Source organism: Paenibacillus sp. SN-8-1 (assembly GCF_050995535.1).
Taxonomy (GTDB): domain Bacteria; phylum Bacillota; class Bacilli; order Paenibacillales; family Paenibacillaceae; genus Fontibacillus.
Genome location: NZ_CP194782.1, coordinates 1720886 through 1739665, shown reverse-complemented (window position 1 = coordinate 1739665; position 18780 = coordinate 1720886). Strand labels below are relative to the sequence as shown.

Below are 18780 nucleotides of genomic sequence, written 5' to 3'. Positions count from 1 at the left end.
ACAAAGTGATGCAAAATAGTAAATTTGGGCTGTTGACTTTAGCTCTCTATAATATGAATTAAATTTATGATACGATAAAACGCTATTTTGTGCAATCGATAACAAGATTCCTACGCCAGATCTTCCTGTAAAGTACCTGAGGTCATACTGGAATGGGAGATAAGCCGGACGGCCATTCACTGTAAGAAACAGATGTACGTCGAAGCTATTTTCCTTAGTTATTCTGGGTAAGGTTAACATCAGATATTCCGTTCTCACACGGCTTGAATTCCATTTCCGTTCCTCATGCTTTATGTATTTTAGCAAAAAACGCGAAAAAAATCCAATTATCGTGAAAAATCGGCTGAAAAGGAGTGAAAAATCATTTAATTCTGGAAACTTGTCGAGCGGTGTGAAACAGAGTAAGTTGAGATAGCCGCTGAGTGATGTCCTTCATCCACATATCGTCTTCTTTTTCTTTGGCATATCCATAGATATCGAGGAGAAGATTGATCCTATCTTCTTTTTTTTGTTCCAATATATGTTCGATTGAAGCGGTTAGAGGAGCCGAATATATAGCATCGTACAGAAGACTCGCCACCTCATTCATCTCATTGAAATGAATCACGCGGCTTCCCTCGATCTGCTTCCATTCCCCGAGCAGCGACAGCAAATGCGGCTTCACTTCAGGTAGAACTTCATAAGTTGAACAGGACTCACATAATAATATGGGTACATTTTCAATTTCAATTCGCCCTTCAAAAAATACTTTTCTGAAATCCAGGCTTATCGCTTGTCCGCAATCACATGACTTGCGCACATCATCACCTCATCATCTGCATTCTGTTTCATAGTTTTGTGTCTTAATCTAACTAACGTAAGTGATGTGTAAAAAGTTTTGGTTTTTGATACAATTAAATAACTGATAAAGGTTTTAGTCAATGCCCTAATTCGACTGGAGGCGTTAGTTATGAGACTAACTGGAAAAAGAGTCATCGCTTTAGTAGACGAAGAATTCGAGGATCTTGAGCTCTGGTACCCGGTGTATCGCGTTCGCGAAGAAGGAGCAGAGGTTCATCTCGTCGGTGCCGAGAAAGGCAAAAAATACATTGGCAAGTATGGTGTTCCGGCAGAGGCTGAGTATGCTTACGATGAGGTAGATAGCCAGAATTATGATGGTATTCTAGTTCCTGGTGGTTGGGCGCCGGACAAGCTGCGTCGCTATCCGAAGGTACTTCAGCTTGTCCGCGAAATGAACGAAGCCAAGAAGCCTATCGGGCAGATCTGCCATGCTGGCTGGGTGCTTATTTCTGCCGGGATTCTGAAAGGAGTTACAGTTACTTCCACACCAGGAATTCGCGACGATATGGAGAATGCCGGATCTATCTGGAAGGATGAACCTGTCGTTACGGACGGGCATATTATCTCGGCAAGACGCCCTCCCGATCTTCCGCCATATGGCGCGGCTTTCTGCGATGCGCTAGCTGCAGCTGCCGGCAAATAAAGACCAAAAACCGCTGATGAATGAATCACAGCGGTTTTGTTGTTGTTATGGGGAAGCTCACAGCCCCCTTTAACTAAGCGGACATCTTTGCGCTTCGCTCGTACTCAACTCTTCTTTCATAACATTTTGCTCCAGCAGGGCTTCAATCTCAGCGCTGGTCCGGAGCCTGTAACATTGCTCTCCTGTCGCTTTCCCCTCAGCTGCCTTACTATTGAGGATCTTGTGCTTTACCCTTAGCAAGGACTGAGGCGACATACTTAAATCATGAATCCCCAAGTATAGCCACAAAGGCACCGAGCGCTCATCCCCAGCCATTTCTCCGCATACACTCACCGTAATTCCTGCCGAATGGGCTGCATTGACAGTAGCACGAAGCATACGTAGTATAGCCGGATGATATGGATGGTACATTTGAGCAATCTGTTCATTCATCCGATCTACCGCGAGAACATATTGCACAAGATCGTTCGTACCGATACTGAAGAAATCAACTTCTTCAGCAAGCAAATCCGCGATAGCTGCTGCAGCCGGAACCTCAATCATAATCCCCACAGGAATCTCAGAGTCGTATGCAATTCCCTTAACATCCATTTCATGCATCACTTCCCGGATGACCTGCTTGGCTTGGGTAACTTCCTCTACCGATGAGATCATCGGGAGTAGAATTTTCATACGGCCATATGCACTTGCGCGCAATATAGCCGAGAGCTGGGTTTTGAACAATTCCGGACAGTCCAGACTAATCCGAATTCCTCTATATCCAAGAACCGGATTCTCTTCCTCGGGAATGGAGAAATACTCAAGCTCCTTATCCCCACCTATATCCAGAGTTCGTATTACAACTGCATGGTCTCCCGACTTCTCGACAACCTGCCGATACACCTCGAACTGCTCATCCTCTGTTGGGAATGTACTGCGGTTCATATACAGGAATTCAGTCCTGAACAAACCTACACCTTCAGCCCCATGCTTCAAAGCAATCTCGCAATCCTTGAGCGAACTGATATTACCTGCTAATCTCAGCCTTGTACCGTCCTTCGTGACCGCGGCCAAGGAAGCCAGCTGCTGCAGCTGTTCCTTACGTTTGCGGAGCTGCTCTGCAAGCTGAGAGTACTTATTTACAAGCCCGTCATCCGGCTCCAGGAACAGACTGCCCTCATCACCATCTACAATAAGCAGATCCCCTGTCTGAATCGGCACAGTCAGCTTATTCTCTAAGCCCGAGACAAGAGGAATCCCGAGCGCCCTGGCCATGATCGCCGAATGGGATGTCTTCCCACCCAGCATCGTTACCATACCGAGCACATTGTTCGGATTCAGGTGTACAAGCTGTGAGGGGGACAGCTCTTTGGCCACAAGGATATAAGGCTGTGTATCCGCTGGCAGGGTGATGTCCGGTGTCCCCAGCAGGTGCTTGAGAAGCCTGTTGCCCACATCCTTTATGTCAAGGGCACGCTCTTTCATATATTCGTCGTCCAGCAAATCAAACATCGTTACAAAATGATCGATTGCTTCCTTCACGGCAACCTCTGCAGCCTTGTATTGCCGTTCAATGATTCCCTGGATTTCACTCATAAAAACGGGATCTTCCAAAATGGCGATATGAGCATCAAATATACCTGATTCCTCTGAACCCACCATTTCCTTGATCTCATTCTTGATAATTTCAATCTCATTTTTGGAGGTTCTGATTCCTTCATACAGACGATCGAATTCTCTGGTAAGATCGATGTTCTCCATTCTCCGGTCTGGCACATCCCATTCCCAAGAAGGCAGAACGAACGCTCTTCCGATCGCAACTCCAGTCGAAGCACCGATACCTTGTATCATATGAGCCCCCTTCAATTCCTACTTCTCATAGGATATCCTCTCTCTATATTGATATGGTATACACCCATTTGAACATTTGTCAAAGGAAAAAGCTCAAAAAACAAAGGCACTCAAGCTGAGTGCCCAGTCAGTTACAACTATATTCCCGGGGGATTATCGGCCCCGGGCAGGTGAAGTTACCGCATCCTCCACCTTGATACACCGGTCCATAATGACTTTAAGTCCATTCTCAGAAGCAATACGGTTGGCCTCTTCACTGAACACACCCAGCTGCAGCCATAACACTTTAGCGCCTATTTCCACAGCTTCCTGTGCCACTTCCGGGGTGAACTCACTCCGGCGAAAAACATTTACAATATCCACTGGCTCAGGGATATCCTTGAGGCTTGCGTAGGTCTTCTCACCAAGAATATCCTCAGTCACCATCGGATTCACAGGAATAATCCGGTACCCTCTCATCTGAAGGGCCTGGGCAATCATGTACGAAGTACGGTCAGTCTTGTCCGATAAACCTACAATAGCGATATTTCCAGCCGACTCCAGAATTCCTTTGATTTCTTGACGACCCGGATTTTCAAATGCCATAGCCTAATTACCCCCTGTCACCATATTCAGATATGTGTATAAATATTAGGATTTCAGCCATTCTACAGAAGCGCCAAGTGCAGAGATGTGATCAAAGAACTGCGGATAAGATTTGGCAACATGATGCGCATCTTTAATCGTCACAGGCTTCTGAGACCGCAGCCCTACAATCGTTAGTGCCATAATCACACGGTGATCATAATGGGCGTTAATCTCTACACCACCCTCTACACCTTCAGGACGGCCATGGACAATAATTTCAGCTTGCCGTTCCTCGACACGGGCTCCCGCCTTCGCGAGTTCAGTCAAATAATCCGTGATACGGTCACACTCTTTGTAGCGAAGATTCTCCACATTATAGAACCTTGAGGTTCCTTCCGCAAACACGGCCGCAGCAACCATGGCCAGTACCGCGTCAGTAGCCGCATCCCCGTCGAATTCTACAGCCTTCAGCTTACCGTTCCCCTGGATATGAACTACACCGTTCTGGTGAGTCAGAGGTACGTTCATCATCTTCAGAACATCAACTACCGCCCGCTCACCTTGCTTACTGTGCTCTTCCAGACCTTTTACAGTAACATCAGACTCCGTCACCGCTGCGGCTGCCAGAATGGCTGCAGAGCCCGGATAATCGCCTTGCACCTGATAGGTCTTAGCCTGGTAGGACTGGCGTCCCGGTACTTTAAAGTGGACATAATCTTCGGAAGCCTCAATCCGGATCCCCGCCTGCTCCAATACTTCCAGTGTCTGTCCAACAACGACTTTGGATTTCAAGTCCCCAAGCACTTCGATCTCACTGTCCTCTGCAAGCAGAGGGGTAAGGAACAGCAATGCACTTAGGTATTGGGAACTGACTTCCCCGGATACTTTAATCTTACCGCCTTTAGCCGCTCCTCCCTGGATGCGGATAGGAAGACGTCCCTCTTTATGCTCGACTTTTACGCCCATTTGAGTAAGTGAATCAATTAGATCATCATGCGGGCGTTTGCCTAAGGAATCAGGGTAAGTATTAACAAAGGTTACATCATGACAAAGTGCTGTTATTGCCATAAGAAAACGTAGCACTGCTCCGGCATTGCCTACATTAAGCTCCTTAACGTCCTTTGGTCTGGAACCAAAGCCTTTGATTACAATCTTCTCATCGTCTTCCTCAATCTCCGCGCCCAAATCGGCGATACACCGCCGCATAGCGTCACTGTCTTCACTATGGGCCGGATAATAAATTGTACTGGTGCCTTCAGCAAGTGCTGCTACGAGCAAATATCGAGTCGTATAATTTTTTGAAGAAAGTGCTTGAATTTCCCCTTTTAACTGAGGTGTCGGTCTAACAATAATATCCATATGTACTCTCCTTTTGTATATTTATGCTGGTGTCTGAAAATAAAAAGAACCACCGTTTGTTTATAGAACGAAGCTTAAACGCGGTAATGCATTAAAATCTCCGAAGCCACTTCAGCTGCTGATTTGCCCGCTGTATCTACTGTACAGTGCGCAAAATCGTATGCGCCTCTGCGCTCTTCAAGAAGACGAACCACCCGTTCGCGTACTCCCCCGGCCAATAACGGCCGATTCGGGTCATCCCCTACCCGGCTAATAATACTCTCTGCATCGGCCTTCAGAGATACTACCCAACCATTAGCAGCCAACTCCTTGCAATTCTCAGCTCTTAATACACATCCACCGCCTGTTGCCAGAATAACACGTTCCCGCTGAAGAACCTCCCGCAGAACAGCGTTCTCCATATCCCGGAAATAGGCTTCTCCCTTATTAGCGAAAATTTCAGGGATTGTACTGCCAGCCTTGCGCTGAATTTCAAGATCCAGGTCCACGAGTTCATGCCCGGTCTCTGCCGCGAGCAGGGTTCCAACGGTTGATTTACCGGTGCCCATCATACCAATTAATATAATGTTGTCCTTCGTCCCTCTCAACATATCACCCACTTTATATCTTCCTGCTCCAAATAATCTCAAAAATAACTTTGTCATATCATAACATATTATTCATCACGCAAAAAGACACCCCGTTTGGCAATAAGCCTAACCGGGGTGTCCGTCAGAATTATGGTTATATTAGAACCATTGATGATGGAATACGCCTTCCTTGTCCACACGTTTGAAAGTGTGAGCACCGAAGTAATCGCGTTGTGCCTGAAGAAGATTCGCAGGCAATCTCTCAGTCCGGTAGCTATCATAGTAAGACAACGCGGAAGAGAATCCAGGTACTGGAATTCCGTTAGCAACCGCTGTGGAGATGACTTTGCGCCATGCATCCTGATAGGATTCAACAATTTGCTTGAAATAAGAATCAAGCAGCAGGTTCTTCAGTCCAGGATCGCGGTCATAAGCATCCTTGATGTTCTGCAGGAACTGGGAACGGATAATACATCCGCCGCGGAAAATCATCGCAATATTGCCATATTTCAAATCCCAGCCGTATTCATCGGAAGCTGCGCGCATTTGTGCAAAGCCCTGTGCGTAAGAAACAATTTTACTTGCGAACAATGCCTTGCGAACGTTCTCGATAAACTCCTGCTTGTCCCCTTCAAAGGACTTGGCAGGTCCGCTAAGGATTTTGCTCGCCGCAACACGCTCTTCTTTCATTGCGGACAAGAAACGGGAGAATACGGATTCTGTAATCATGGACAGCGGCACACCAAGATCGAGAGCGCTTTGGCTTGTCCATTTACCTGTACCCTTTTGACCAGCTGCATCAAGAATCACGTCTACCATAGGCTTGCCAGTCTCTTCATCATACTGGGAGAAGATATCTGCTGTAATCTCGATCAGATAGCTGTCGAGCTCACCTTTGTTCCATTCTGTGAAAATTTCATGAAGTTCCTTCGCGTCAAGGTTCAGCGTATCTTTAAGCAAATGATAAGCTTCTCCGATCAGCTGCATGTCACCATACTCAATGCCGTTGTGAACCATCTTCACATAGTGTCCGGCACCGTCTGGTCCAATATATGTACAACATGGATCACCGTTCACTTTGGCAGAGATTGCCGTTAGGATTGGTTTAACCAGTTCATAAGCGCTTTCTTGTCCACCTGGCATAATCGCAGGTCCGTTCAGAGCGCCTTCTTCTCCGCCTGATACCCCTGTTCCGATGAACCGGAAGCCTTTTGCTTCAAGGTCCTTGCTGCGGCGCTGGGTATCCGGGAAGTATGCGTTACCTCCGTCAATAATGATATCGCCTTGATCCAGGTGAGGGACCAATTGCTCAATCGTTGCATCTGTAGCTGCCCCGGCTTGTACCATAATAAGAATTTTACGTGGTGTTTCCAAAGATTCCACGAATTCTTCAACCGAGAAGGTTCCGAACAGATTTTTGCCCTTAGCTTCATTCTCCAAAAGTTCGTGTGTCTTCTGAGGGGAACGGTTAAATACAGATACAGTAAAGCCTTTGCTCTCAATATTCAGTGCTAAGTTCTTACCCATCACCGCAAGACCGATGACGCCTATCTGTTGTTTTGACATCAGGTTCTCCATCCTTTGCAGACTATATTTTATGACATAATATCATTTTAATGCTTTTGTGCAAAGAAGTGAACCCCTTAGGTCTTTAATGTGTTAAAGCAGTATCCGCACAAAGCACCCCAAATCGATATGTTTTGAGGTGCTTCGGTCACTTCGTATTTATTTTGAACTTGATCACCATTCAAGCTCCATCAGGCTGCGGCGCAGTTTCTTCAGCTTTTCTTTGCTGGCATCCGCAGCCTTCTCATCCCCGGATTTCAATGCTTCAAATAACCGTTCAAGTTCTGCATCCACTTCTCCCTGAAGACACTCAATCTCATGCTCTGCCGAGAGTGAATTATACATATACGTCATCTTCTCAAAGCTTGGATCCACGCCTTTCTGATATAAAACCCGCTGCTGTACCCCGGATACCTCGACAAGGCGGATCACTTCGCCAAACAAAATATTTTCAATCAGAATCTGACGATCCTTGAAGCGCTTAACGACAGCATGCCCCCGTAAATCGCCGATTAACTTCTCCAGCCATTCTGCGAGCTTAGCATCCTTAATGATGTAATCGCCTACCAGTTTATAGCTTTGATGTACCCGCTGAAAACGAAGCTTGGTCAGCTTACGGCCTGTTCGGACGGAGACAATAAAGATGGACTCACTTTCACTCCAATACAGCGAATAGCCATCTTGAATCAAATCACGAATCAATTGCTGAATATGTCTGCGTTCAAATCGTAATTCGAGATTGCAATACTCTACTTCGTAACTTTTGTTCATGGGACTCCCTCCTTCAAGTTTTGCTAAGCAAAACTGCTCCGAAAGCATAGACTCTGCAGGGCATGAAACGTTAAAATTACAATCGTCCTGGTTACAGTTTACAATATCTTATACTTTATCTTATGTAACGGTAACTTGGATTATTTGATTATTTTTACCCGCAAAGATTAGGTCGTGACGCAAGAACAGCAGGTTTTTGATATAATCAAGCTGCTGCACATTTCACAAAGCTCTATTGTACACACATCAATACATTTTCAGGGGGCACCATTAATGACTTTTACCGGCTTCACCAAGCAAGATTTCGATGTCTTCACTGTTCCGGGACTTGAACCCCGCATGGAGGCTTTAATTCAAGTTCTGCGTCCAAAATTGGACGAACTCGGCGGAATATTAAGCCCTTATCTATCCACGCTCTGCGGGGAGGAAATGTTCCCTCATGTAGCCAAGCATGCACGGCGGACCATTAATCCGCCACATGACAGCTGGGTAGCGTGGGGAAGCAGCAAACGCGGCTACAAAGCCCTTCCGCATTTCCAGGTAGGGATGTTCGCCTCCCATCTGTTTATTATTTTTGCTGTCATATATGAAAGCCCCAATAAGCTCATTCTCGCCAAATATCTGGACAAACACGCGTCAAGTGTGAAAAAAAATATCCCAGACGATTTCTACTGGTCGATGGATCATATGGATCCGGGCGGTAAGCTTCATAAGGACTTGACAGCCAGCGACTTTAAGGCAATGGCGGCCAAGCTGAGTTCTGTGAAGAAGTCTGAGATCCTATGCGGGCTTCGAATTGAACAGGGCGATCCTATTCTTCGTGATGGGGACAAGCTCATTGCCAAGGTGGAGGATACGTTCGAGAAGCTGCTTCCGCTGTATAAAGTTTCTTTCTAAATGGATTGAACTAATGACTGCTTGATCGATTCCTTGCATAACAAGTGTTAGCCTTGATCCATGCGCTCATTTCTTTAGTTCATTCCATATAAATATTAAAAACAGGGGTGTCCCAAAAGGTCTGTTGACCCGGGGCACCCCTGTTTGTGTATGATTCTGATTACTTCGTCTCCAGCTGATTATACGTATGCCGGCGTGATAAGGCCAGGTGTAGAATGAACATGATGCCCATGACGATCGAACTCGCCATAAAGGGAGAGCTTGGGCCGAATAAATCCCACAGCTTGCCCGACACCATCGGGCCAAAGACCATACCTGAGCCTTGAATCGTCAGGAACAGTCCCCAGATCGCCCCCTTCTCTCCAGAAGGAAGCATGTGGGAGATCATGGTGTCCCAAGTGGGCAGGATGAATGCATAGCTTATCCCAATCAGCATGACAAGCACCCACAGCATAGGGATGGAACGGTTCATTGCGAACAACCCAATAGAGACCGCGGCCAGCAGGAATCCAATATGCAAAAACCACTTCGTTCCGTACCGGTCAGCAAGCTTGCCAATAGGAATGAGGCCGATAACCGTAATCCCTCCCCCCACCACCATAAGGGCGCTGTAGCTCGCCGGAGTTAAGTGAAGCACGGTTCGTACATACAGCGTAATAACCGGTGTCAGAAGGCCAATGGCAAAGGATTGAAGAAACAAAGCCGGATACAGCATCCAGCTTACATTGAGATTCTTCTTAATTTCTGCAATCGTTCTGCGAAGATTAGCGCCCAGCTGCCTGACTCCTCCCGTCATAAGCTTGCTTTCCCCCTCGGGATGCAGCACATGCGGATCGACTTTTTTGGTTTTATTTTTACCAGGAAGTAGAAGAGATACTGCCAGCACCAGCGCCATACAGCCCAGTAGAATCCAGAATACTTTCCGGTAGGAGCCATCCCCGATGAAGAAATTGATCACGATTGGCCCCGCACCCGCGCCGCCCAGACTGGACATTTGTATTATCCCCATTGCCGTAGCAAAGTTATTGTTCTCGCCGCTCACCGCGGACACACCCATCATAATACAAGGCCACAGCGGAGCGGTCCCCATTCCAAGCAGAGCGCAGGCCAGAACGATCAGAGCCGTATTCGAGGTGAAAGCGATGATGCCTACAGCGATGAAAGTCAGCGTAAGTCCAATAGCCATAGTCATTCTGAACCCGATCCGTTCAATCAGCCAGCCCGAAGGACTTCTGAACAAGTTGTCCCCAATATACTGCATGGAAATAGATAACCCAATCGCAAAGGTGGTCAGATGCAGGACATCACCCATATATACGGGCAGAATCGTAACGAGTAGAGCTCCCTTAACAAATTCCACAAGAAACATGATGATCCATAAGTAAATAAAAACCGGGGTAATTAACCTTTTTGAAACAACTTTTGCTTTTGTAAGTTCCATACTTACCTCCTTGTCCTACCTTCCGAAACATCATATCTCTATTTATTTTGTCCCATTCTGATCCAAATTTACACGGGCGCTCTTCAATCCACGCTTGCATTCCCGCCCTTATTTGCTATACTCAAGCTTGTTTATATATTACACAAGAAAGGCAGTGACGGCTCAACATGGATCATAACCGTACGCCGCTTTTTACGGCTTTGAAGAAACATGCGGCTAGCAATCCCGTCCAGTTCCATATCCCCGGTCATAAAAAAGGGGCAGGAGTGGATCCTGAATTCCGTGAATTTATTGGCGATAATGCATTCTCTATAGATCTGATAAACATTGCGCCACTCGATGATCTTCATCAACCTACAGGGGTTATTGAAGAAGCCCAGAAATTAGCGGCCAATGCCTTTGGCGCGGATTATACTTATTTCTCTGTACAAGGAACAAGCGGTGCAATCATGACCATGATCATGTCCATTTGTTCATCTGGCGACAAGATCATTGTTCCGCGTAATATTCACAAATCCGTCATGTCTGCCATTATTTTCGCCGGAGCCAAGCCGGTCTTTGTATCTCCGGCTCAAGACGAGAATTTGGGGATCAGTCATGGGATTACCACTTCATCTGTCCGCAGAGCCCTCAAGCGTCATCCGGATGCCAAAGCGGTTCTTGTCATCAATCCCACTTATTTTGGAATCAGCGCCCATCTCGAGGAAATTGTAGAGCTTGCCCACAGCTTCCATGTGCCTGTCCTAGTGGACGAAGCTCATGGGGTTCATATTCATTTCCATGATGAGCTTCCCATCTCCGCAATGGCGGCGGGTGCAGATATGGCTGCAACGAGCGTTCACAAGCTCGGAGGGTCCATGACTCAAAGCTCGGTGCTCAATCTGAACGTGAAGAACGGCTATGTGAACCCTCAGCGGGTTCAGACGATTATCAGCATGCTGACAACGACTTCAACATCCTACATCCTTCTGGCGTCCCTGGACACCGCACGGAGAAACCTGATGCTGAATGGCAAACAGATGATTGAAGAGACACTCAAGCTGGCTCATTACGCCAGAACCGAAGTGAACAAGATTGAAGGGCTCTACTGCTTCGGCAAAGAGATTCTGGGTGGAGAAGCAACCTACGCCCACGACCCTACCAAGATCACCATTCATGTTAGACACCTCGGAATTACAGGCTATGAGACGGAAAATTGGCTTCGAGAGCACTACAACATCGAAGTCGAACTTAGTGATATGTACAACATCCTGTGCTTCATAACTCCAGGGGATACACAGGAGACTGTAGATACTCTACTTAAGGCTCTTCGTGAGCTGGCAGCCGAGCATTCGGTGAATACTGCCAATGAACTGGTTGTAAAAACACCTGAGATTCCGCAGCTCTCCCTGATTCCCCGGGATGCCTTCTATGCGGATACCGAGGTCATTCCTTTCAAGGAATCAGCAGGCCGAATTATCGCGGAATTCATCTATGTCTATCCGCCGGGTATCCCCATCCTGCTTCCAGGGGAAGTTATCTCGCAGGAGAACATCGATTACATCGTAGATCATGTCGATGTCGGACTTCCGGTTAAAGGCCCCGAGGATCGCAGCATCCATCAAGTTAAAGTCATTGTTGAAGCAGATCCCATATTTTAGGTACATTAAGAGGATAACGTGCAGACCAAACGATTTCAAGTTTGGTCTGCTTTTGTATAATTCTAGTAAAGTGTAGCTGGCCAAAATCAAAAAAAGCCCCCAAAAGGGAGCTTCCAGCTTACAGCAATTTGAATTAAGATTCTTCCTGTGCAGACACAATTTCGTTGTAGGCTTCTTCAACTAGACGCCATTCTTCTTCATCTTCGATATTGTAGAGCACCATCTTATCGTCTTCTTCTTCTAGACGGAGAATAATGCCATCAGCTTCCGGGTTGTTACGTTCAAGCAGAAGAGCATAGACCTTCTCACTAACATCGAAAGTTTCAACCAGAACCATTTCCACATCCTGGCCGTTCTCGTCTGTCAACGTGAGCACGAACTCCTCGTGTTCATGATCATGGTCGTGATCGTGTCCGCAGCCGCAAGCTTCGTCATGCTCATGTTTGTGATCGCTCATTGAAATACCTCACTTCGGGTTAATTTGTTAATTACTGTCGCATACCCTCGTATCGTAACATTTCCAATCATATAGGTCAATTTTGGATATGCTTCTTAAAGCCTAATTGCCGATTGCATTTATGACCTTCTCACTAACCAGGACATAGTCCTTGCTCTTGCTTGGCTTCATATAGAAGTTAATCGTATATTTGCCGGCACTCTTGAAATCATAACTATAGTCATTTGTCCTGAACCAGAAATTATCCTTCTGATCTTTTCCAATATCCTGGGACTGAATCGATTTCTCGGAACCATCAGGCCCTTTAATAGTGACCTTGACTGAACTGATATCCACCTTCAGGCTGTCAACCTGACAAAATACATTGAATTTAAGCTTCCCAACATTAACCTTTCCAAATGGAGTATCGCCTTTGAAGAGAAATAAGTCTACATTCGGCTGAGTAAAAGCTACTCTTTTGGTAGCATCGTCATAGTCAATTATACCGTTCAGTTCTCTTACAGGTACATAGGCTCTCCCATCAACCATGTATCCCCCATCATCTATTTCCTGACCGTTAATTATTAATCGAATCTTCTGCACAGCAGCATCGGCATAAATGAGCGAACTGCTACAGAGGGACAATGCCAATACAAGCGCAGCCACTCTCTTCCATCTCATTCCTAAATACCCTCCTTCATAATCTTGTTGTTATATGGTTATACTTAAAATTTTCATTTAAGTTGCGGTGCCGCTCTCCATATTTTGTCCGAGCAGGGCTTAGCATGTTAAAGTATGAAAAGAGATGAATTCAAAGGAGTGAGAACATGGGACTTCGAATACAGATGCTTGGCACGGGAGGCGCCTTTGCCAAGAAATATTTCAACAATAACGCGCTGCTCTATACAGATAATCAGACACTGCTTATTGATTGCGGAGTAACGGCACCTATCTCCTTATATCAACTTGGTAAAACCTGGGCGGATATCGATGCTGTGCTAATTACCCATATCCATGCGGATCATGTGGGTGGCCTGGAGGAGTTCGCCTTCCAAATGAAATATATCTATCAGCAGAAGCCGGTTCTCTACATTGCCGAGCAGCTCGTTCAGCCACTTTGGGAGCATACGCTTAAGGGAGGACTTGGTCAGGATGGAATCGAGTGTCTGGAGGATGCTTTCGAAGTCAGACTGCTGAGGGAGGGCCAGAGAACTCCGATTAACAGTTCTCTTGAGGTGGAGATCATTCGTACGCCACATATCGAAGGAAAGAACAGCTACTCCCTATATCTGAACAACGAATTTTTCTATAGTGCAGATATGACGTTTCAGCCAGATTTGTTGTCCCAGCTTGTGAGCGAGCGTGGCTGCCGCAAAATTTTCCACGAAGTGCAGCTGATCGGCCAGGGTATCGTCCATACCACACTGGATGAGCTTCTGTCCCTTCCCTCCGAAATCCGCTCACAAATCAGCCTCATGCACTATGGGGATGAAATGGAGCAGTTTCTAGGACAGACAGCGGAAATGGAGTTCCTCCGTCAGCACGAGATTTATACCATTTGATTAGGGTAAGGCTCATTCAAATGCAAGCCACTTTACCCTAAACTGGTGTTAAATCAAGAGGCCATCCTGGGATAGGATGGCCTCTTGGATTTAGCAAATCCGGTTATTCAAATATAGGCAGCGCATCCAAATTGTTGGTAGGATCTCCATCTGCATCTCCCCGCAGATAGGTCTCTCCATCCCTGCCCTTAAAGGCGTTGACGCCGGCAATAGAGCCTGCTTGTACTTCTTTCAGCGCTTCCTCATAAGAGAGGATACGACCAGACGAGGTCTTAAATGCGGTTAAGTCCCCGTCCCCATTCTTCTGAACAGCAACGAACACGTCTCTGTCGGTTCCAGGCATGGTAGTTAGCTCCCTTCTCCTTGTCTTCCTAATTACTTAATAGAAGGTAGCATGACCAAAAGCTCTGTGTAATATTACAATTTCTTCTCCATTCTTACGTGCAGAATTCCAGCATCGTAGAAGGGTTCATCTGAAATGACCTTGTATCCTAACCTCCTATAGAAGCCTTCGGCCTGGCATTGGCCGTCTAGAACAGCTTTCTCAAAGCCGAGATCTCTCGCCATCTGTTCAAGTGCAAGCATCAGAACTCGTCCTATGCCATGGGAGCGAAACTCCTTACGGACTGCAACCCGCTGAATTTTGGCGGCATTATCTTTGTAGTATGTAATCCGGCCTGTAGCCGCATATCGCCCATCTAGCTCAATCAACACATGATGGGAATCAGGCCCAATGACATCGAACCCATCTATTTCAAGATCCACAGGAACCTTCTGTTCCTCCACAAATACTTCCTTCCGAATATCCAATCCATGATTCAACTGCTCTTCGGTATGTACCGGTATAATGATGGCAGCCAAGATGTCACCTCTTCTAGTATGAAATATGCTGTAGCTGAATCATTATAACAAATAATTTTAAGACAAGAAAACGGCCGATCATTAGTAGAAAAAGAAAGCTCTCCAGATCGACTTTGCTTATAAACTGTTTGCAGTTTTTTACTGCCAAGTGTCCAGCTGCTCACCATCCGGTGAATATACATCCTGGGTGACAGAAGGATTATAGACATCTTCTGTTACAGGAACATCATGTACCGGAAATGAAAACAGCTGCTGATCATCCGGAATTCCTGTTGATTCCTTCATGGCGCAGCCGTTCAGAACTGCCAGTGAGCTGATCACCGCGATCATGCAGAGAGCCATCCTTAAGCCAAGCCGAGTATTCTTCATTCTTGTCTGACCTCCAGGTGCGTAATGATTTCTATTTATTCCCATCCTTATTGAAATTTATACACGTGTGGTTTGACAATTGCTATCTAACCTGCTAAGCTATTATTATCTAATCCATTTTTTGATCTGCTAGCTCAGCTGGGAGAGCACCATCTTGACAGGGTGGGGGTCAGTGGTTCGAGCCCACTGCAGATCATACCAAGAAACCCTTGATATTCAAGGGTTTTTCTTATTTAATCGCAGGTGTGGGTTGGTGCCTTATCACGAGTTGGTGCCATTTTGGTGCCCTGTATTTCAACTAAAGCAAAAATGGTGCCTTTTTAGGGCACCATTTTTTATCCTTCAAGCCACTTGATGAATACGTCCTTTGAGACTCTAATCATCCGGCCAATTCTAACGGTATGAAATTGTCCAGAGCCCAGAAGTTCATATGTCTGGCGTTCACCGATTCCTAAGATTGATTGGATATCCTTTGCTTGCAGCACTGACGGATAATCATCCTTATTAACAAATCCGATTTTCTCCATCCTGCTCACCTTTCCCTTCATTAATAACTACCACAGCAATACGTAAAATTATGGAAAAGGTGCTGAAGACTCCTGAGCCTTATTTAAAATGGATTAAAGCAGTTCAAGACAAGATTACACAGGACTTAAAAGAGATCCGGATTCAATTTAGGAAAAGGGGAATTAAGGTTTACAGCGTAGAAAAGGACCATATGGGGGTTGAAGTGAAGTATTTGTGTAGGGGATATCAGAACAACTTTTCGATGTTGTGGTCCCGTATCGGTGCCCGCTGTCAAGTTAAGATGGAGGCTTACCTCGGTCTCGATACTTCGAAATACATAGATCCAACGTACACAGAACTCCATCAAATCGACTAAGGAAAAAGGTATGGTAGTATTTTCCTAGTTTTGATAGAATGGTTTAAACAACCACCAACGGGATGAGAGGATGAAAGTCAGGTTTTTGAAAATTTTGCTTGTTACCCTGAGCCTTATGTTGATCCTTGCAGGGTGTAATCCCGAAGCAAAACGTCAAACTGAGCTTAGGGAGAATATGATGTACGCTATTGTCTATTACGTTGGGAGCTCTAATAAAACCGACGATGCCAAAATACACGCCGATTTTATACGAACTACTTTATTAATTTACAAGGGACAAGACAAAAGCGATTTTGAGGACGTTGCCAAATGGATGGAAGAAGATAATCTTGAGGCAGTCACGACCGATTACGCAAAACTCCAGCAAGATAAAAAGTAAGCCCGTACACAAACTAAGACCACAGAGCTATTCGGCCTCTGTGGTCTTTTCTTCTACATATTCAATCAGATCGTTAACACTCTGTAATTCCAGGGCTCTAAATATCTTCTCCAGATTTTCTGGAGACCAATGCTTGGCCTTATTTTTTGCCATGTCGTCCACTGTGTTCCAAAGGCTCTTACAACTCGTGAAATATAATATATACCTTAGAAAAAAGGGCTGCCTTCTGATTTTATTTCGATAGTAAAGGACCTATCGAACTTCTTTTAATTTTTCAATGTACCAATCAAAGTAATCCTTTTTCTTAAGAAATATATCGAAATTATGTTCTATTACTTTTACCAGACTATTATCACCATTTTCATACTCAATGGTAGAAAATCTAACTATGTATTCAACTGAATCTTCCCCATCTTTTATTTTATCAGCAGAATAAGTAATTGACTTAAGCTTCTCTTTTTTAAAAGTAGATAAAAGATATTCTCTAAGAAGTTTTTGGTTACTGTCTGTTAAATTTTCATTAATATCTAATACATGTGACACAGTTTTTTTTAAAAAAACTTGAGATGAAGAGCTATAAACAGCAAAGGTAACACCTATAATTAAACTAAGGACTATCACAATCATCCATATTTTTTTTTTCTTCAAGAGCTTTTTCCCCTCCTAAACTGAAGGACTCTAATTACTAGAGCCCTTCAATATTTTTATTGCTAGTAATTTTAATAAGGCATAACACCTTTAGCATTCCAAAGAGATCTATAGTTTTCATATCTATAATAGTCTCGGGTTGGAGCAGTACGGTTAGGCTCTACGCCATATTGATAATTTGCCACATCAATGATTCTCTGGTTATCGTAAAAATCACTTGTATAAATCCAGTCAAAAGGAAGATACCCAAAAGTCTCTGGGAAATAGTACTCAGTCTTGGCGTTAGATAATGAACCATCTGGCTTGTAAGTAATTGTTTCAAATTTCCAATAGTTTTCCCGTTGATAAGTTTCATAATAATTTACCCATTTTCCACTATGATACACCTGACCATATTTATACACTAATCTATCATAACCAGTTGCATCTCCTTTTCCCTCGAAACCTTTCTCAATATCACTAAGTCTTTCGCCGGTGAAAAAGCCTAGTACAGGACTAGAAATAACAACTCCGGATAAATACCCCAGGGCCTTTGACATAACCTGTACTGCAAGTTGAGCTCTAAAATTTTTTTCACACTGTCAAATTTAGAACGCTCAGTTAATTGAGTGTAAGTAGTATTTATTCTTATATCACCTTCTTCTGGTTTAATAACGGCTGTAGGGCCTACAGACGATGTACTCATCTTATTCCTTTGAATTTTTTGCTTTAAGCTTTGACCCTCTGGGGTATTTTTATACTCTACTTTATAATATTTCAAAGTATTCCTATTCCCTTGTTCATCCTTAGTCTCTTCAGTTCTAATCAAATCATATCTGTCTATGATTTTTCCAACGTAATCTTTATTGATAGTTTCAGGCATCACTTCTCTAAAATTACTGTAATATTGTTTTATATCCTTATCTGATAATGTTTTAGTTTCATAGTTATCGGACGATGCGTTAACACTACTCATAAAGGAAGCACTGGAGAATATAAAAGTGAATAATAGTAAACCTATCTTCTTTTTTATAAAATAAACCTCCTAGTTTTTAGACTGCTGGCCAGCGGTCAAATTATAACGAAACAATTAATTGCTATTCTCATCTTTACATATAATTACAAATTAAGCAACATTAAACTATTTTATAAATATGAACCTATTAAAGGGGTTCAATTTTCTAATATTCAAAGCATAGGTTATTCTGCAATTTCACATTACAACACCAATCTCTATTTACCAAAACCTCTAATCCATATTGGTGGTTTAATCTTGATTCTCCATTATCAGCAAAAGAATATTTCTGCGTAGCCGATTAACGACAATTGCAACCTCTTCCCGTGTCATGACATCCCCTGGACGGCTACCGTCAAAGTAACCGTTCTTCGTTACCTCTTCCCAAGCATCTGCCGCCCATGGGCTTACCTTACTGATATCGCGTTCTTCCACCTTATCGTCCTCCTTTTTTATCCCTTCGGCTGCCCACGTTCTGAGCTCCTCCAGATTTCCGTTAAATTCATTCAGATCCACATTGCCACC

25 protein-coding genes and 1 tRNA gene are annotated in these 18780 nt (G+C 44.6%); 7 read left to right on the top strand and 19 right to left on the bottom strand.

Annotated elements, in window-relative coordinates; translation table 11 throughout:
* Positions 1-361: 361 nt before the first annotated feature.
* Positions 362-799, bottom strand: coding sequence for a hypothetical protein (locus ACRRNK_RS08130; RefSeq protein WP_433946243.1), 438 nt, complete (start codon positions 797-799; stop codon positions 362-364).
* Between the two features lie 150 nt (positions 800-949).
* Here ACRRNK_RS08130 and ACRRNK_RS08125 point away from each other — a divergent pair, with 150 nt between their 5' ends.
* Complete coding sequence (locus ACRRNK_RS08125; RefSeq protein ID WP_433946242.1) at positions 950-1483, top strand: type 1 glutamine amidotransferase domain-containing protein; 534 nt, start codon at positions 950-952, stop codon at positions 1481-1483.
* A gap of 69 nt (positions 1484-1552) precedes the next feature.
* Here the strand turns inward: ACRRNK_RS08125 and ptsP are convergent, their stop codons facing one another.
* The 6 genes from ptsP to ACRRNK_RS08095 all read right to left on the bottom strand — a co-directional run bounded on the left by ptsP (position 1553) and on the right by ACRRNK_RS08095 (position 8145).
* Entirely contained in the window at positions 1553-3313 is a 1761-nt protein-coding gene (ptsP, locus tag ACRRNK_RS08120) for a phosphoenolpyruvate--protein phosphotransferase (protein ID WP_433946241.1), read from the bottom strand.
* 153 nt (positions 3314-3466) lie between these two features.
* Complete coding sequence (locus ACRRNK_RS08115; RefSeq protein WP_433946240.1) at positions 3467-3898, bottom strand: CoA-binding protein; 432 nt, start codon at positions 3896-3898, stop codon at positions 3467-3469.
* A gap of 45 nt (positions 3899-3943) precedes the next feature.
* The gene (gene aroA, locus ACRRNK_RS08110) at positions 3944-5239 is read right to left on the bottom strand and encodes a 3-phosphoshikimate 1-carboxyvinyltransferase (RefSeq protein ID WP_433946239.1); all 1296 of its coding nucleotides are present in this window, start codon (positions 5237-5239) and stop codon (positions 3944-3946) included.
* Between the two features lie 74 nt (positions 5240-5313).
* Positions 5314-5829: a shikimate kinase gene (locus ACRRNK_RS08105; protein WP_433946834.1), complete on the bottom strand. Its 516-nt coding sequence runs from the start codon at positions 5827-5829 to the stop codon at positions 5314-5316.
* Positions 5830-5967: 138 nt separating this feature from the next.
* A complete protein-coding gene (gene gndA / locus ACRRNK_RS08100) occupies positions 5968-7374 on the bottom strand; it encodes an NADP-dependent phosphogluconate dehydrogenase (protein ID WP_433946238.1) in 1407 nt (468 codons plus the stop codon).
* A 174-nt stretch (positions 7375-7548) separates the two neighbouring features.
* Positions 7549-8145, bottom strand: coding sequence for a hypothetical protein (locus ACRRNK_RS08095; RefSeq protein WP_433946237.1), 597 nt, complete (start codon positions 8143-8145; stop codon positions 7549-7551).
* Between the two features lie 273 nt (positions 8146-8418).
* On the opposite strand from ACRRNK_RS08095, the gene ACRRNK_RS08090 reads away from it, so the two are divergent.
* Entirely contained in the window at positions 8419-9042 is a 624-nt protein-coding gene (locus ACRRNK_RS08090) for a DUF1054 domain-containing protein (RefSeq protein ID WP_433946236.1), read from the top strand.
* A gap of 160 nt (positions 9043-9202) precedes the next feature.
* Here the strand turns inward: ACRRNK_RS08090 and ACRRNK_RS08085 are convergent, their stop codons facing one another.
* Complete coding sequence (locus ACRRNK_RS08085) at positions 9203-10483, bottom strand: MFS transporter (RefSeq protein WP_433946235.1); 1281 nt, start codon at positions 10481-10483, stop codon at positions 9203-9205.
* Positions 10484-10650: 167 nt separating this feature from the next.
* Between ACRRNK_RS08085 and ACRRNK_RS08080 the strand changes: the two genes are divergently transcribed.
* A complete protein-coding gene (locus ACRRNK_RS08080; RefSeq protein WP_433946234.1) occupies positions 10651-12123 on the top strand; it encodes an aminotransferase class I/II-fold pyridoxal phosphate-dependent enzyme in 1473 nt (490 codons plus the stop codon).
* A 133-nt stretch (positions 12124-12256) separates the two neighbouring features.
* Here the strand turns inward: ACRRNK_RS08080 and ACRRNK_RS08075 are convergent, their stop codons facing one another.
* The gene (locus ACRRNK_RS08075) at positions 12257-12580 is read right to left on the bottom strand and encodes a DUF1292 domain-containing protein (RefSeq protein ID WP_127197989.1); all 324 of its coding nucleotides are present in this window, start codon (positions 12578-12580) and stop codon (positions 12257-12259) included.
* 102 nt (positions 12581-12682) lie between these two features.
* A complete protein-coding gene (locus tag ACRRNK_RS08070; protein WP_433946233.1) occupies positions 12683-13240 on the bottom strand; it encodes a copper amine oxidase in 558 nt (185 codons plus the stop codon).
* Positions 13241-13386: 146 nt separating this feature from the next.
* On the opposite strand from ACRRNK_RS08070, the gene ACRRNK_RS08065 reads away from it, so the two are divergent.
* Positions 13387-14121 carry an MBL fold metallo-hydrolase gene (locus tag ACRRNK_RS08065; protein WP_433946232.1) on the top strand — a complete coding sequence of 245 codons (735 nt, stop codon included), beginning with the start codon at positions 13387-13389 and terminating at the stop codon, positions 14119-14121.
* 103 nt (positions 14122-14224) lie between these two features.
* On the opposite strand, the gene ACRRNK_RS08060 is transcribed toward ACRRNK_RS08065, so the two are convergent.
* The 3 genes from ACRRNK_RS08060 to ACRRNK_RS08050 form a co-directional block, all read right to left on the bottom strand.
* The gene (locus ACRRNK_RS08060) at positions 14225-14464 is read right to left on the bottom strand and encodes a DUF3892 domain-containing protein (RefSeq protein ID WP_433946231.1); all 240 of its coding nucleotides are present in this window, start codon (positions 14462-14464) and stop codon (positions 14225-14227) included.
* A 74-nt stretch (positions 14465-14538) separates the two neighbouring features.
* Positions 14539-14982, bottom strand: a complete 444-nt coding sequence (locus tag ACRRNK_RS08055; RefSeq protein ID WP_433946230.1) for a GNAT family N-acetyltransferase — start codon at positions 14980-14982, stop codon at positions 14539-14541.
* A gap of 138 nt (positions 14983-15120) precedes the next feature.
* The gene (locus ACRRNK_RS08050) at positions 15121-15351 is read right to left on the bottom strand and encodes a hypothetical protein (protein WP_433946229.1); all 231 of its coding nucleotides are present in this window, start codon (positions 15349-15351) and stop codon (positions 15121-15123) included.
* 122 nt (positions 15352-15473) lie between these two features.
* Here ACRRNK_RS08050 and ACRRNK_RS08045 point away from each other — a divergent pair.
* A tRNA-Val gene (locus ACRRNK_RS08045) sits at positions 15474-15548 on the top strand.
* 138 nt (positions 15549-15686) lie between these two features.
* Here ACRRNK_RS08045 and ACRRNK_RS08040 read toward each other — a convergent pair.
* Positions 15687-15899: a helix-turn-helix domain-containing protein gene (locus tag ACRRNK_RS08040; RefSeq protein ID WP_433946228.1), complete on the bottom strand. Its 213-nt coding sequence runs from the start codon at positions 15897-15899 to the stop codon at positions 15687-15689.
* 29 nt (positions 15900-15928) lie between these two features.
* Here ACRRNK_RS08040 and ACRRNK_RS08035 point away from each other — a divergent pair, with 29 nt between their 5' ends.
* Positions 15929-16234 (top strand): hypothetical protein, encoded by a 306-nt coding sequence (locus ACRRNK_RS08035; RefSeq protein WP_433946227.1) that lies wholly within the window; start codon positions 15929-15931, stop codon positions 16232-16234.
* Between the two features lie 85 nt (positions 16235-16319).
* A complete protein-coding gene (locus ACRRNK_RS08030; RefSeq protein ID WP_433946226.1) occupies positions 16320-16613 on the top strand; it encodes a hypothetical protein in 294 nt (97 codons plus the stop codon).
* A gap of 27 nt (positions 16614-16640) precedes the next feature.
* Here ACRRNK_RS08030 and ACRRNK_RS08025 read toward each other — a convergent pair whose 3' ends face one another.
* The 5 genes from ACRRNK_RS08025 to ACRRNK_RS08005 form a co-directional block, all read right to left on the bottom strand.
* Positions 16641-16775: a helix-turn-helix domain-containing protein gene (locus tag ACRRNK_RS08025; RefSeq protein ID WP_433946225.1), complete on the bottom strand. Its 135-nt coding sequence runs from the start codon at positions 16773-16775 to the stop codon at positions 16641-16643.
* 90 nt (positions 16776-16865) lie between these two features.
* Entirely contained in the window at positions 16866-17261 is a 396-nt protein-coding gene (locus ACRRNK_RS08020; RefSeq protein WP_433946224.1) for a hypothetical protein, read from the bottom strand.
* Between the two features lie 71 nt (positions 17262-17332).
* Positions 17333-17800, bottom strand: coding sequence for a hypothetical protein (locus ACRRNK_RS08015; protein ID WP_433946223.1), 468 nt, complete (start codon positions 17798-17800; stop codon positions 17333-17335).
* Entirely contained in the window at positions 17746-18216 is a 471-nt protein-coding gene (locus ACRRNK_RS08010) for a hypothetical protein (RefSeq protein WP_433946222.1), read from the bottom strand. Before ACRRNK_RS08010 ends, ACRRNK_RS08015 begins: the two co-directional genes overlap by 55 nt.
* A gap of 291 nt (positions 18217-18507) precedes the next feature.
* Complete coding sequence (locus ACRRNK_RS08005; RefSeq protein ID WP_433946221.1) at positions 18508-18771, bottom strand: hypothetical protein; 264 nt, start codon at positions 18769-18771, stop codon at positions 18508-18510.
* Positions 18772-18780: the final 9 nt, after the last annotated feature.